Genomic DNA, 14322 nt, shown 5'->3' with positions numbered 1-14322 from the left:
GACGCGCCGTCCGGCCCGCGAATCTCCTGTGTTGTTCACGCCGCTCACGGCCGCCGGCGGGGTCAGCTTTCGCTGAACCCGCACCAGTCGGCGACCCACGTGAGGATGCGGCCGCGCAGCGCGTCGCCGACGAAGAGCTCGACCTCGCCGGACTCCCCTGCCACCGAGACCCGCACATCGAAGATCGTGCCGCGTTTGTCCTCTTGCACCGCGTGAGCGTCGCAGCGGGTGGGGACGACCGGCAGGTCGAGGGTCGTGGGTTCCTTCCCCGGCTGCACGAGCACCCCGATCGGGAGCACGCCGTCGATGGTGGCGTCGCCGAAGGTGAGCAGGTTGGTCTGCTGGACCGCGGTCACTTCCGCCTCGCCGTCGCCCACCGCAACGATCTCCATGTGCAACAGCGCCGGTTCGCCCGAGGGTGACGGCGAGAACCCCGTGAACGCGATGTCGGCCGCGGCGGCGAGCGCCTCGGCCCGGCACTCCCGGTCGTGGAGGGGACCGGCGAACCCGAGCGGATCCGCGATCGGAAGAGTGACGCCGCGAGAGGTGCCGTCGGCGATGAGCTCGAGGCGCACCGACGGATCCGCACTCGATGCGATATCGCACGTGACCGCAGGCAGCTGCACCCGGATGTCGATGGATCCCCCGGCGGGAACAGTGCTCCCCCGGTCCACGAGCCGGACCGCATCCGCCACGAACCGCGGATCGACGACGGCGACCTCACCGATCCGCACGGCTGCCCCGGAGAGGTTCTCCACTCGCACCTGCGCGTGCCGCTCCGCCACGTCCGCGCGCAGCTGGATCAGGGCCGCCCGCAGCTCCGGCTCGCCGCTCCCGCCGGATCCGTCCGTCGGGCCGCCGGCGCACCCCGTCAGCACCGCGAGCGCGAACGCCGCGACCAGCGCGCGTCGCCTCACACGCATCCGCGCCGCCCCTCGCATGCGCTCACGCTACGCCCGCCGCTCCCTCCTCGGGAGGACATCGCCGTTCCAGAGGATCCTGCTCGCGAATCCGTCCTCTCGGGGAGGGAAATCCTCTCGAAGCGGCGGGAAGAGGGCGGCGGGACGGGCCCGGGTCAGGGGCGGATGACGGCCTTCTCGACGGTGAACGCGTCGAGAGCATCGGGGTCGATATCGACACCGAGGCCCGGTCCGGTCGGCACGCGCACGTGCCCGTCGTCGAGCACGGCGGGTTCGGTCACGATGTCGCGGGCGTAGAACCGGTCAGCGGCGGAGACGTCGCCGGGAAGGGTGAAGCCCGGCAGAGCGGCGAGCGCGGCGTTCGCCGCCCGGCCGATGCCGGTCTCGAGCATGCCGCCGCACCACACCGGCACGTCGGCGTCGCGGCACAGGTCGTGGATGGCGATCGCCTCGAGATAGCCGCCGACGCGCCCGGCCTTGATGTTCACGATCGCGGCCGACCCGAGCGCGAGCGCGTCGGCGGCGGCCTTGCGCGAGGTGATGGACTCGTCGAGGCAGACCGGCGTCGACAGGCTGCCGGCGAGGGTGGCGTGGTCCACCAGGTCGTCCTCCTGCAGCGGCTGCTCGATGAGCAGCAGGTCGAACCGGTCGAGCTGCGCGAGGGTGTCCGTGTCGGCCAGGGTGTAGGCCGAGTTGGCGTCGACCTGCAGGGGGATCGAGCCGAACGCCTCGCGCACCGCGGCGGTGTCGTCGATGTCGCGACCGGGTTTGATCTTGATCTTGATGCGCACGTAGCCGTCGTCGAGGTATCCGCGAACGGTCTCGACGAGGGCGGCGGGATCGCGCTGAATGCCGACCGACACCCCGGAGGGCACCCGGTCGGCGACCGCACCGGCGTAGGACCCGAAGGAACGCCCCTCCCCGCGCAGGGCGGCGTCGAGCACGGCGAGCTCGAGCCCCGCCTTGGCCATCCGGTGCCCGACGAAGGGCTCGAGCACGCTCGCGACCCGCTCCGGCGCGATGGTTCGCTCGGCCAGCAGCGCCGGGATGAGGAAGCGCGTGGTGACGTCCCACGCGCCCTGGGTGTACTCGCTCGAGTACAGCGGCGCCTGCTGCGTGACGATCTCACCCCATCCCTCGAGCCCGTCGGCGAGAGCTCGCACGACGATCACCTCGCGAACCGTCTCGGTGCCGAACGACGTCGTGAACGGCGAGACGAGCGGGATGTGCAGCACACGCAGTTCGAATCCGTCGAGGTCGATGGATGCTGCGGGGCGGGTGACCGACATCCCCCCACGTTAGCGAGGTACCGCGCACGGTCGCCGAGCGTTCGGCGTCTAACGCCAGGCAGGAAGCCTGTAAAGCCCCTCTCCCGCGTCGGACTCGGGTCGTAGCGTCGGCATCATGCAGACGACATTCCATCCTCGACGCGCGATCGTGACCGGCTCGGACTCGGGCATCGGCGCGGCCACGGCGCTCGCGCTCGCCGACGCGGGTCTCGACGTCGTCGTGACCTGGCACAGCGACCAGGACGGTGCGGAGGAGACCGCGCAGGGCGTGCGGGATCGCGGCCGCCGCGCGCATGTGCGGCAGTTCGACGCGACCGATCTCGACCGGGTGGAAGCCGACATCGACAGCATGGCCGACGAGCTCGGCGGCCTCGACGTCTTCGTGAACAACTCCGGCGGCGGCAACGGGGGTCCGTTCCTCGATCTCGACCGGTCGACGTGGCGCAGCATCGTGTCACTCAACCTCGACGGAGCGTTCCTCGCCCTGCAGGCGGCTGCCCGGAGGATGGCGACGCAGCGCACCGGCGGCCGTCTCATCGCCGTCACGAGCGTGCACGAGCATCAGCCGCGCGTGGAGTCGGCCCCGTATGTCGCCGCCAAGCACGGCCTCGGCGGCCTGCTGAAGGTCATGGCGCAGGAGCTCGGTGCGCACGGGATCACCGCGAACGCCGTCGCACCCGGCGAGATCGCCACGCCGATCAACGACATGGAGGCCGGCGACGCCGAGCAGACCCACCGTGCCGGCATTCCGCTGGCTCGGCCGGGTGCGCCCGAGGAGGTCGCCGCGGTGGTCGCCTTCCTCGCCTCGCCGGCCTCGAGCTATGTGACGGGCGCGAGCTGGGTGGTCGACGGTGGGATGCTTCAGATGGGACCGCAGGCCGGCTCCCACCTGAACAGCGACGAATGGAGGATCTGATGTCGGGAGCGGACGAGATGACCCCCGAGGAGAAGCGGCACGACCAGCTGACGTCGGCGCCGGCGGCCACGGAAGACGACGCGGCTCCGCGGATCGACGTCACCGAGCACGACGGCATCACGCGAATCGACGTGCGCGACGACGCCGAGGTGCGGCCCGGGGGCCCGCAGATCCCGGAAGAAGACTGACCCGGCCCCTCGCCCCGCCAGCCGGGCGCGTGCCGGTCAAGGACGCACGAGGAGGTAGCCGCGGGCGTCGTCGAATCCGCCGATGACGAGCCCGTCGGCCAGATGCGCCAGCAGCTGCTCGCGCACCCGGAGACGCCAGGCGCTCGCGGCCATGGGGTCGCTGCGGCGGAGCGTCTCGATGTCGGCGGGCACCTCCACGGCGGCGGCGACCCGGTCATCGGGCGGAGTGAGGGCGGGAGCCGAGGCGATCGCCCACGCGACGAGGATGCGGTCCGTCTCGTCGCCGCGGTTGACGCCGTCATCCATCGCGCCGTAGTGGTTCACCAGGTACTCGACGGCGCGCACGCCGAGAACTCGGAAGTTGAAATGGGCGTTGCGGCGCACGAGCGGATCGAAGGTCCAGGTGATCGTGCCGACATCGCGGGCGAGCGCCCATTCGCGCTGGTGCTGCTTCAGCAGCCGGCCGACGCCCCGCCCCTGGTGCTCCGGCAGAACGCCGGTGATGTGGGAGTGCATCGTGCGCTCGGGGGGTGCTCCGAAGAAAGCCACCGAGGCGCCGACCATCTCGGCTTCGCGCCAGATGCCCACGGTGTACGACCCGGCATGGGCCATCGCGCGCAGCAGCTGCGGCGGCATCGCGGCGCGATCGCCGCCCCACACGCGCGCGAGCACGTCACTAGCGACGACCGCGTCGTCCACGGTCGCCAGTGGCCGGATCTCGAGTCCGGCCGACGTCTCCCCGTGCTCCGCGATCATGCCGCCCACGATACGCGGGCGGCAAGGCGCTCACTGCGGTGAGCGCCCGGTCTCCTGCTGCAGCCGATCGATCTGCTCCGAGGCCTCGGCCTTGCTGATGTCAGCGGGAATCTCCTCGCCCGCCTCACGCGCCAACGTGTCGAGGTAGCTGCGCTGGGGAGCGGTCATCGGCTCGTCGCCGGTGACCCACGTCGACGGGTCCTTCTCGGCGGCGGCGTCGCCGTCGTCGGTGGCGCCGAGCATCTCACGGTCATCATTCGCCTGTGCCATGGGTCGATGCTAAGCACCGGTCCCGACACCGGGGCGGGGGTTGACGTGCCGGCTCAGCGCGGGTCCGTCGTCGTGACGTGCTCGGCGAACAGGCCCGGCCAGGCCATGATCCCGTAGGGCGTCCTCGCGATGACCAGCCGCGCGTCGGGCAGCAGCTTCTTCAAGCGCTTCGCGGTGGAGACCGGATGCGCCGCATCCCCCGTCCAGGCGAGGATCAGCGTCGGCGTCGTGATGCGCGACACCGCCTTCTCGCTCGGGAAGTCGGTGCTCGCCGCGCCGCGCAGCACCGTGGGAAGCAGGTCCTCGGGCACGGTCGGCGTCGTCGAGGGTGCATCCGACAGCGCCGGAGGCACGGGCGCGGTGTGGTTGGCGTGGAAGACCCCGAGGCCCTCCTTCTCGATGAGCGCCGCATTCGCGCGGTAGAGCTGCGTCTGCGCCGACCGGGTCTCCCACGCGGTCGGCGGCACGACCAGGGTGAGACTGGCGAACCGCTCGGGATGCTTCTTCGCGGCGTGCAGCAGTGTCGCCGAGCCCATCGACGGTCCGACCGCGTGCACGGGCTCTCCCGGCGCGACGTGGTCGAGCAGGGCCAGGAGGTCTTTGGCGAGGCGGTTCCACTGATACGACCTCGGATCGAGGTCGCCGGTGGATCCGCCGTGACCGCGGGCGTCGTAGCGCAGCACGCGGTGGCCGCGCAGGGAGCGGGCGAGATCGAGCCCGAGCTGGGCGTCACGGTCGCGGGATGACGTCAGGCCGTGCAGCTGCACCACGAGCGGGCCGGCCTCGCCGGTGATCTCGTAGTCGAGCGCAGCCCCATGCGGAACCTCGAGAGTGGGCACCGTTCCTCCATCTCCGGTGCGCCGTCGCCGGTTGTGACATGCCGTCTCGGGAACGAAACACCGGGCCTCTACACTACGGGCGATGCGGCTCACGAATATCGCGCAGGCCACGCTTCCGCCGGGAGCGGTGCACAGCTACGCCCTGCGCCCGGTCGGTCCCCGCGGCCGCGCTCTGCCGGTGTCGTTCGATCAGGGCCGTCACGTCGGCGCCGGCGACCGGCCGGGATCCTGGATGTCGATCGCGCTGCGTCTGCCGCCGGGGACCACGCGCGACGCACTCGCGGCCGCGTGGGAGCGCGCGGTCGACCGGCACGGCACGTTCCGCACGGTGTTCGGCCTCGACGACGCCGGCGAGCCCACGCTGCACGAGATCACGCTGGGCGACGGCGCCTGGGAAGAGCATCACGTTCCCGAGGGGATCGCGACCCGCGAAGTCGTGCGGGAGGTGTTCGACCTCGCCTGCCGCCCGCTCGCGGCGCCGTCCCACCGCCTGTGCGTGATCGAACCGGATGGCGCCGCCGACGATCCGCGCCCGTGCGTCGTCGTCGGCGCCGACCACGCCCACGTCGACATGTGGTCGCTCGTGGTGGTGGCGCGGGATGTCATCGCCTACCTCGACGCAGCTGCCGGGCAGGCGGGCGCCGACGACCTCCCGGACGCCCCGCCGTTCGCCGCGCACACCGCTGCGCTGGAAGATCGCGGTCCGGCACCCGAGAAGGTCGCGGCCCGATGGGCGGAGATCCTCGAGGTGTGCGGGGGCGAGATGCCGCGCTTCCCTCTCCCGGTCGGCGACCCGGCGCCCGGTGCCCTCCCGGTCGTCGAGGTGCGCGAGGTGCTGGATGCGATCGACTACGACGCGTTCGCCGGCGCGGCCAAGGCTGCGGGCACGTCCACGATCGGGCTGGCGATGTCGGCCCTGACCGAAGTGACCCGCCGCGTGGCGGACGCCCCGCTGCGGGCCGTGTTCCCCGTGCACAGCCGGCACGAGCCGCGCTGGCACGACTCCTCGGGCTGGTTCATCACCAACTCGGTGCTCGAATGCGTCGACGACGCACCCGCGGCGTGCGCGGCATCCGTCAAAGAGGCCATCACCCTGGGGTCGCATCCCCTCGCCCCGATCCTGGAGCCCTACGGCGGCATGAAGGTGCCGCGCGGCATGTTCGCCCTGTCGTGGCTGGACACCCGGCGCCTGCCGGTCGAGCTCGACGACGACCTCGACGCGCAGTACGTCTCCGCGGTCGCCGCGAGCGACGACGTCATGGTGTGGTTCGTCGTGAACCGCCGCGGCCTTCACCTGCGGTGCCGGTACCCCGACACCGACGAAGCGGTCGCTTCCGTCGGCGGTTGGCTCGATGCCGTCGCGGAGGGGTTTCTCGCACGCCTGCCCGACAGGACCGCACTCGTCGGCGAGGTGGGCTGACGCGGACCGGCACGCACGCGTCCAGGCGCGTCCCGTACCCTGGATGACCGGAACCACGCCGCGTTGCACCTCCCGCGCGCCCGCCCGGCTCGTTCGAGCCTTCCTGCCTTCCCGGAGATCCCATGGCCACCGCCGCGCGCGCCACCGCGTCCGACCGATACCGACCGCGCCCATCCGTCCTCGAGGCGCTGCGCAGTCCGCGCATCCTCACCAGGGAGGTGCTCGCCGGTCTCGTCGTCGCCCTCGCCCTGATCCCCGAGGCGATCTCGTTCTCGATCATCGCCGGGGTCGACCCGCGCGTGGGGCTGTTCTCGTCGTTCGTGATGGCCGTCGCCATCGCGTTCCTCGGCGGACGCCCCGCGATGATCACCGCCGCGACCGGTGCCGTCGCCCTCGTGATCGCCCCGGTCGCCCGCGAGTACGGCATGGACTACTTCCTCGCGACCGTGATCCTCGCCGGCGTCTTCCAGGTCGTCCTCGGCGCGGTGGGCGTCGCCAAGCTCATGCGCTTCATCCCCCGCAGCGTCATGGTCGGCTTCGTCAACGCTCTGGCGATCCTCATCTTCACCGCGCAGATTCCGCACCTGATCGACGTGCCTTGGCCGGTCTACCCGCTCGTGATCGCGGGACTGGTGATCATCGTCGGGATGCCGCGCCTGACCAAGGCGATCCCCGCACCCCTGGTCGCGATCGTCATCCTCACGATCATCACCGTCACCTTCGCCATCGCCGTCCCGACCGTGTCGGACCAGGGCGAGCTGCCCGACAGCCTGCCCGAGCTCATCATCCCGAACGTGCCGCTGACCGGTGAGACATTCGCGATCATCGCCCCCTACGCGCTCGCCATGGCCCTCGTCGGGCTCATGGAGTCGCTCATGACGGCCAAGCTCGTCGACGACATCACCGACACGCATTCCCACAAGACCCGCGAGGCTCTCGGCCAGGGCGCCGCGAACGTGCTGTCGGGCGTCTTCGGCGGCATGGGCGGGTGCGCGATGATCGGCCAGACGATGATCAACGTCAAGGCCTCCGGCGCCCGCACCCGCATCTCGACCTTCCTCGCGGGCGTGTTCCTGCTCATCCTCGTCGTGGGCCTCGGCGACATCGTGGGGCTCATCCCGATGGCGGCGCTCGTGGCCGTGATGGTCATGGTCTCGGTCGCGACCTTCGACTGGCACTCCATCCGCCCCGGCACCCTCAAGCGCATGCCCATCGGCGAGACGATCGTGATGGTCGCCACCGTCGCGGTCGTCGTGATCACCCACAACCTCGCCATCGGCGTGGTGCTGGGCGTCGTGGTGGCGATGGTGATCTTCGCCCGGCGCGTGTCGCACTTCACGTCGGTCACACGCACGGTGGACCGGGATGCGGAGGTGCCGACCGCGCACTACCGCGTCGACGGCGAGCTGTTCTTCGCCTCGTCGAACGACCTGACGACGCAGTTCGAGTACGCCGACGATCCCGACGACGTCGTCATCGACATGTCGCGCTCGCACGTCTGGGACGCCTCCACCGTCGCCGCCCTGGATGCGATCGTGACGAAGTACGAGAACCACGGCAAGCGTGTCGTGATCGAGGGCATGAACGAGTCGAGCTCGGCGATGCACGCGCGCCTGACCGGCAACCTCGGCGGCGAGGGCTGAGCGCCCGACCGTGAGCGGACAACAACACAGGAGATCTGCACGGCTCCCCGGCCGAGGAGCCGCCCTGAAGGCTTGGCGGCCGAGGATCTCCTGTATTCTTCACGCGAGCCCGGCCACGCCGAACCGGACGGCCCTTGAGGAGTCGCACGCGACGTAGGGTGAAGCTCCGGTCGAGGACGAGGGCGGAGGCGCACCGATGGTCGGATCCCGATGGGTGAGCGTCGCCCTTCTGGCCGCCACCGCCGCATGGTCGCTGAGCGCCTGCACCGCCGACCCGCCGCCGACACCGCAGACGTCGGTGACATCGGCGCCCACCGCCGCGACGACTCCGCCACCCGAGGGAAGGCTCGTGCCCGACGGCTCGGTCGAGACGGTGGCGACGGACCTCGCCGCACCGTGGTCCATCGCGTTCCTCTCCGACGGGACGCCCCTCGTGTCCGAGCGCGATACCGGCCGCATCCTCGAGGTAGCAGCCGACGGCTCGACCCGAGAGATCGGCACGGTCGGCGGCGTGGTCGCGGGCGGGGAGGGTGGCCTGCTCGGGCTCGCCGTCGACGATCAGGACCGGCTCTACGCCTACTCCACCGGGTCGGGCGAGAACCGTATCGATCGGTTCGCCGTCACCGGCGCGCCGGGCTCGCTCGTGCTCGGCGACCCCGAGACCGTGCTCGACGGTATTCCCGCCGAACGCATCCACAACGGCGGGCGCCTCGCCTTCGGGCCGGACGGCATGCTCTACGCGACCACCGGTGACGCCGACCAGCGGCCGTCGGCCCAGAGCGTCGACAGCCTCGCGGGGAAGATCCTCCGCATGACGCCGGACGGCGACCCGCCCGCCGACAACCCGTTCGAGGATTCGCTCGTCTACAGCCTCGGGCACCGCAACCCGCAGGGCATCGGCTGGGCCGAGGACGGAACGATGTTCGCGAGCGAGTTCGGACAGGACACGTGGGACGAGCTGAACATCATCGTTCCGGGCGGCAACTACGGATGGCCCGAGGTGGAGGGCAGCGGCGGGGCGGAGCGCGGCTTCATCGATCCCGTGCAGCAGTGGACCCCCGACGAGGCGAGCCCGAGCGGGCTGGCCGTCACCGGCGGAACCGTCTTCGTCGCCGGGCTGGGTGGCGAGCGGCTGTTCGCCATCGACGCTTCCGCGCCCGAGACGTCCGAGCAGCTCCTCGACGACGACGGACGCATCCGCGACGTGACCATCGCTCCCGATGGCACCCTGTGGGTGCTGACGAACAACACCGACGGCCGCGGCTCCCCGCGGGAGGGCGACGACCGCATCCTCTCCCTGCCCCTCACGCGTACGGGCGATTGACGGGCCGCCCGGCGGACACACGCAAGCCCGGCCGCGGCGAGCGCGACCGGGCTTCGTGATGTCGGCTCAGCGGTCGGCGTGCGTGTTCGGCTCCACGATCGGCTGATCGGCGTCGTCCTGCGCGGCGCCGGGCTGAGCTCCGGGCGCACCCAGGTCGGCACCGTCTCGCACGAGCTTCTCGATCTCGGCCCCGGTGGCCGCATCGACGTTCTTCCAGTACTGGAAGGCCCGCTCGAGCACGTCGCCGGTCACGCCGCCGAGCAGGTGTCCGGCCACGGTCTTCACGAACGCGGCGCGCTGCTGGTCGTTCCAGACGTCGCGCACGAGCGCCCCGGCCTGCGAGAAGTCATCGTCGTCGGGACGCAGCGTATACGCCTGCCGCACCATGGCACCGTCGGCCTCCCAGCCGGGGTCGACCTCGCCGACGTTGTCGGCGTAGCCGCGGCCGAAGGAGTTCGGCGCGTACACCGGGTCGTCGCCGCGGTGCTCGTAGGCCATCGGCCCGTCCTGCGTATAGGTGTTGACCTCGACGCGCGGGCGGTTCACCGGCAGCTGCAGGTAGTTCGCGCCGATGCGGTGCCGGTGCGTGTCGGAGTAGGCGAACGCCCGGCCGAGCAGCATCTTGTCGGGCGAGAAGCCGATGCCCGGCACCAGCGCGGACGGCTCGAACGCGGCCTGCTCGATCTGGGCGAAGAAGTTCTCCGGGTTGCGGTTCAGCGTCATCGTGCCGACGGGGATGAGCGGATAGTCCTCGTGCGGCCACACCTTCGTGAGGTCGAACGGGTTGATGCGGTAGGTCTTGGCATCTTCATACGGCATGACCTGCACCGACAGCGTCCACGACGGGAACTCGCCCCGGTCGATCGCGTCGTAGAGGTCGCGGCGGTGGAAGTCCGCATCCTCTCCGGCGATGCGCGTGGCGTCTTGGTCGGTGAGTCCCGCGACACCCTGGTCGCTGTGGAAGTGGTACTTGACCCAGGACTTCTCCCCGGCCTCGTTCACCCACATGTAGGTGTGCGAGCCGTATCCGTTCATCTGCCGGTACGAGGTGGGGATGCCGCGGTCGCCCATGAGATAGGTCACCTGGTGCGCGGACTCCGGGTTGAGGGTCCAGAAGTCCCACTGCATGTTGTTGTCGCGCAGGCCGTTTCCGCCGCGTCGCTTCTGCGAGCGGATGAAGTGCGGGAACTTCATCGTGTCGCGGATGAAGAAGATCGGGGTGTTGTTGCCGACGAGGTCGTAGTTGCCCTCGTCGGTGTAGAACTTCAGCGCGAATCCGCGCGGGTCGCGCCACGTGTCGGGCGAGCCCTGCTCGCCGGCAACGGTCGAGAAGCGCGCGAGCATCTCGGTCTTCGTGCCGGGCTGGAACAGCCCCGCCTTCGTGTAGGCGGTGACGTCTCCGGTGGTCTCGAAGACGCCGAAGGCACCGGAGCCCTTCGCGTGCACGTTGCGCTCCGGGATGCGCTCGCGGTTGAAGTGCGCCATCTGGTTCAGGAAGTGCACGTCGTGCAGCACGATCGGGCCGTCGGCCCCGACCGTCAGGCTGTTGCGATCACTCGGCGCGGGCGCGCCGGTGTCGGTGGTCGAGCCGATCTCCGCCTCGGAAGACGGATTCTGGGCGACCGAGGTGCCGTCTGTGGGCTCGGGAAGCTGAGGCATGGGATGGGTTCTCCTTCGCGGATCGCGATTGCCGGGCGGATGCGCCCACGATCCAGCGAAGCACTTCCGACTCACCGCGGAAAGGGGGGTTGACGGATGCCGTCGCCTCAGCTCTTCGCGAATGCGCCGACCCTCCCCAGTCAGCCGAGGAGATCGCCCATCTGCTTCGCGATGAGCTCGGTGGCGTACTTGGGGTTCAGCCGCGACAGCTTGTCCATCGTCGCGGCGTCCTTGCCGATCGTCGCGCGGAACCTGCCCTTCGCGATCGCCTCGACGATCACGCGACCCGCTTCGGCCGGCGTCGTGGTCTTGCGGGCGGATGCTGCCGCGTCGCCGTCGGGCATGTCCATCACCACGCCGGAGTTCGCCGCGATGTTCGTGCCGATCGCGCCGGGATAGATCGCCGTCACCGCGACCGACGTGCCCTGGAGTTCGGCGTAGAGCGCTTCGGTGAGCAGGCCGACGGCGGCCTTCGAGGCGCCGTAGACGGCCTGACCGGGCACGGCGGCGTAGGCTCCCATGCTCGCGACGTTGACGATGGCGGCATCCGGTCGCTCGACCAGCACCGGGAGGAACGCCTTGACCATGTGGAGCGTGCCCCAGAAGTTCACGGTCATGACCTTCTCGATCTCCTCGTAGGGGAGGTCGATGATCTTGACGAACTTCTGGATGACGCCGGCGACGTTGACGATGCCGTCGACCGCTCCGTGGATGTCGGCGACGGCAGCCGGCAACGCCTCGACGGCCTCACGGTCGGTGATGTTCACGGTGTGCGTCGACAGGCGGTTGCCTGCCGCGGCGAGCGCCACCGTCTCGGCGAGCCCGTCGGCGTTGAGGTCGACGCCGGCGACCGAGGCCCCGGAGCGCAGAAGCTGAAGGGTGACCTCGCGGCCGATGCCGTTTCCCGCCCCCGTGACGACGAAGACCTTGCCTGCGATGTTCATCCCTGCTCCCATGTGTCGAGGTGCCGATTCCCCTCGACGCTATCGCGTTCGCGGCGGTCGGATAAGGGTCAGATCGCGAACAGTGCGAGGCCGATGGTGCCGGCGTAGATCGCGGGAATGCCGATCCCTTCGAACCCGATGCCGCGCTGATCCCGGATGATGAGCCCGGCGGCGAGCACGGCCGTGATGAGGAGGGTCCCGCCGAGGAGCACGAGGCTCTCGTCGCCGGCGGCGGCATAGATCGTGCCGTCGAGGAAGAAGGCGTCGGCCACGGTGAGGGTGAGCACGTCGAAGACGTTGCCGCCGATGATGTTGGCGACCCCCAGGGTGAGGGCTCCGATGCGGATCGCGGAGATCAGCACGATGAGCTCGGGGAGGGATGTCACCGCCGTCGTCACCGTGAACCCGGTGACCCCGCTCGGCCATCCGGTCGCCGCGATGACCCCGAGGCCGGCCTGCCCGATGACCCACCCGGTCACGCCGACGACGAGCCCGAGCGCCGCGAAGGTGAACCACAGGCGCGAGAGCGGTCCGCTGTGCTCCTGCCCCTCCTCGTCGTCGCGCGTCTCACGCGTGCGGATCGGCGTCCACATCGGGGCCTGGTGCATGCGGCGCTGCAGGTGCAGACCGTAGAAGTAGAAGACCGGGATGAGAACGGTCACCGGATGGATCCAGCCGACCGTCAGCTGCGGCGTGGCGAAGGCGATGACCGGCAGGCTGAGCAGCGCAACGAGCACGACGGCCTGGAAGAGGTTCTCGATCGACGCCGCCGCGTGCTCGAGATTCGCTCGTCGATACAGCAGATCGGCGATCGCGAGCCAGACGCTCTGCAGGGCGATGCCGCCGATCGGATTCGCCAAGGCGAAGGCCGCGTCGCCCTCGAGCGCGCCGGTGGCGGTCGTGACGATCCCGGGGAGGGAGGTGACCGCACCGAGGAACACCGCGCCGGCGACCGCCTCGCCGAGTCCCGTACGGTCTGCCAGTTCATCGGCGGCGCGGGCCAGCCGCGAGCCGGCCACGACGACGATGCCGACGGCGGCGACAAGGGCGATGACGCTCGGCCACAGCGGCCACGGTTGCACGGTGACTTCCTCCCTCGGGTGTCTTCCGCCCTCGGGTCGCGGGATTCTTCCCTCGGGTTGCGGTCGAGGATACGGACGGCGACGCATCCTCACCCCGGACTCCCGCAGCGGCGGCGCCCGTGCTAGCGTGCCCGACCCGCGCGCGCCCGACCGGCGGACACGGCAGAATCGATGCATGGCCGCTCCCAGCCCCCACCTTCTGCCCGACCACGCGTGTCTCATCGTCCACGGCACCGACCGACCCGGAATCGTCGCCGCCGTCTCGGCCCTGATCACCCGCCACGACGGCAACATCGTCGCGTTCGACCAGTACTCCGACGACCCGACGGGCGGCGACTACTTCCAGCGCGTGGTCTTCCACCGGCCCGATCTCGCGGCGGCGCTGCCGATGATCGAGGACGACCTCGGGCGCACGCTCGGCGGCGGATTCGACCTGCAGTGGTCACTGACGGACCAGTCGACCCCCAAGCGCATGGCGATCCTCGCCTCGAAGCAGGACCACTGCCTCCTCGACCTCCTGTGGCGCCACCGCCGCGGGGAGCTGCCCGTGACGATCCCGATGGTCGTGTCCAACCACACGACGGCGGCCGAGGACGTGCGCACCTTCGGTGTGCCGTTCTTCCACGTGCCGTCCGCGCCGGGTCCGGACAAGTCCGAATCCGAGGAGAAGATCCTGGAGCTGCTCGTCGGCAACGTCGACTTCGTCGTGCTCGCCCGCTACATGCAGATCCTGTCGGGGGACTTCCTCGAGAAGGTCGGTGTGCCGGTGATCAACATCCATCACTCGTTCCTGCCCGCCTTCATCGGCGCCGACCCCTACAAGAAGGCCAAGGAGCGCGGCGTCAAGCTCATCGGCGCCACCTCGCACTACGTCACGAGCGACCTCGACGAGGGTCCGATCATCGAGCAGGACACCGTTCGTGTGACCCACGCCGACAGCTCGCTCGAACTCGCCCGCCGCGGCGCCGACGTCGAGCGTCAGGTGCTCTCCCGTGCCGTGCTGTGGCACGCGCAGGATCGCGTCATCCGCCAGGGCAACCACACGATCGTCTTCTGATCCCACCCTCGCGTC

Annotated in this window: 14 protein-coding genes; 6 read left to right on the top strand and 8 right to left on the bottom strand. The window is 70.4% G+C overall.

Annotated features, from left to right (window positions below; all coding sequences use genetic code 11):
• Nucleotides 1-62: 62 nt before the first annotated feature.
• Both B3S45_RS06005 and menC read right to left on the bottom strand, forming a co-directional pair.
• Nucleotides 63-941, bottom strand: a complete 879-nt coding sequence (locus tag B3S45_RS06005; RefSeq protein WP_194383951.1) for a hypothetical protein — start codon at nt 939-941, stop codon at nt 63-65.
• 134 nt (nt 942-1075) lie between these two features.
• Entirely contained in the window at nt 1076-2209 is a 1134-nt protein-coding gene (gene menC / locus B3S45_RS06000) for an o-succinylbenzoate synthase (protein WP_286718020.1), read from the bottom strand.
• A gap of 115 nt (nt 2210-2324) precedes the next feature.
• On the opposite strand from menC, the gene B3S45_RS05995 reads away from it, so the two are divergent.
• Both B3S45_RS05995 and B3S45_RS05990 read left to right on the top strand, forming a co-directional pair.
• Nucleotides 2325-3125 carry an SDR family oxidoreductase gene (locus B3S45_RS05995; protein WP_286718019.1) on the top strand — a complete coding sequence of 267 codons (801 nt, stop codon included), beginning with the start codon at nt 2325-2327 and terminating at the stop codon, nt 3123-3125.
• Nucleotides 3125-3313 (top strand): multidrug transporter, encoded by a 189-nt coding sequence (locus B3S45_RS05990; protein WP_286718017.1) that lies wholly within the window; start codon nt 3125-3127, stop codon nt 3311-3313. The genes B3S45_RS05995 and B3S45_RS05990 overlap by 1 nt, the downstream gene beginning before the upstream one ends.
• A 36-nt stretch (nt 3314-3349) precedes the next feature.
• Here B3S45_RS05990 and B3S45_RS05985 read toward each other — a convergent pair whose 3' ends face one another.
• Genes B3S45_RS05985 through B3S45_RS05975 form a run of 3 tightly spaced genes read right to left on the bottom strand, consistent with a single transcriptional unit; the run spans nt 3350 to nt 5178 of the window.
• Nucleotides 3350-4069, bottom strand: a complete 720-nt coding sequence (locus B3S45_RS05985) for a GNAT family N-acetyltransferase (protein WP_286718015.1) — start codon at nt 4067-4069, stop codon at nt 3350-3352.
• Nucleotides 4070-4099: 30 nt separating this feature from the next.
• Complete coding sequence (locus B3S45_RS05980) at nt 4100-4339, bottom strand: DUF3072 domain-containing protein (RefSeq protein WP_414683075.1); 240 nt, start codon at nt 4337-4339, stop codon at nt 4100-4102.
• Between the two features lie 53 nt (nt 4340-4392).
• Nucleotides 4393-5178 (bottom strand): alpha/beta fold hydrolase, encoded by a 786-nt coding sequence (locus B3S45_RS05975; RefSeq protein ID WP_286718013.1) that lies wholly within the window; start codon nt 5176-5178, stop codon nt 4393-4395.
• 82 nt (nt 5179-5260) lie between these two features.
• Between B3S45_RS05975 and B3S45_RS05970 the strand changes: the two genes are divergently transcribed.
• The 3 genes from B3S45_RS05970 to B3S45_RS05960 all read left to right on the top strand — a co-directional run bounded on the left by B3S45_RS05970 (nt 5261) and on the right by B3S45_RS05960 (nt 9565).
• Nucleotides 5261-6598, top strand: a complete 1338-nt coding sequence (locus tag B3S45_RS05970) for a peptide synthetase (protein ID WP_286718011.1) — start codon at nt 5261-5263, stop codon at nt 6596-6598.
• A gap of 122 nt (nt 6599-6720) precedes the next feature.
• Complete coding sequence (locus tag B3S45_RS05965; RefSeq protein ID WP_286718009.1) at nt 6721-8241, top strand: SulP family inorganic anion transporter; 1521 nt, start codon at nt 6721-6723, stop codon at nt 8239-8241.
• Nucleotides 8242-8437: 196 nt separating this feature from the next.
• The gene (locus tag B3S45_RS05960; protein WP_286718007.1) at nt 8438-9565 is read left to right on the top strand and encodes a PQQ-dependent sugar dehydrogenase; all 1128 of its coding nucleotides are present in this window, start codon (nt 8438-8440) and stop codon (nt 9563-9565) included.
• A 66-nt stretch (nt 9566-9631) separates the two neighbouring features.
• Here B3S45_RS05960 and B3S45_RS05955 read toward each other — a convergent pair whose 3' ends face one another.
• From B3S45_RS05955 to B3S45_RS05945, 3 genes are all read right to left on the bottom strand, one after another.
• Nucleotides 9632-11224 carry a catalase gene (locus B3S45_RS05955; RefSeq protein ID WP_286718005.1) on the bottom strand — a complete coding sequence of 531 codons (1593 nt, stop codon included), beginning with the start codon at nt 11222-11224 and terminating at the stop codon, nt 9632-9634.
• Nucleotides 11225-11364: 140 nt separating this feature from the next.
• Nucleotides 11365-12168 carry an SDR family NAD(P)-dependent oxidoreductase gene (locus B3S45_RS05950; protein ID WP_071045183.1) on the bottom strand — a complete coding sequence of 268 codons (804 nt, stop codon included), beginning with the start codon at nt 12166-12168 and terminating at the stop codon, nt 11365-11367.
• 68 nt (nt 12169-12236) lie between these two features.
• A complete protein-coding gene (locus B3S45_RS05945) occupies nt 12237-13250 on the bottom strand; it encodes a sodium:calcium antiporter (protein WP_228480849.1) in 1014 nt (337 codons plus the stop codon).
• A gap of 175 nt (nt 13251-13425) precedes the next feature.
• On the opposite strand from B3S45_RS05945, the gene purU reads away from it, so the two are divergent.
• Nucleotides 13426-14307: a formyltetrahydrofolate deformylase gene (gene purU, locus B3S45_RS05940; RefSeq protein WP_286718002.1), complete on the top strand. Its 882-nt coding sequence runs from the start codon at nt 13426-13428 to the stop codon at nt 14305-14307.
• The last annotated feature ends 15 nt before the right edge of the window (nt 14308-14322 follow it).

It is taken from the genome of Microbacterium sp. UBA1612 (assembly GCF_002321605.1).
Lineage (GTDB): Bacteria > Actinomycetota > Actinomycetes > Actinomycetales > Microbacteriaceae > Microbacterium > Microbacterium luteum.
This window is presented reverse-complemented; position numbering and strand designations above follow the sequence as displayed.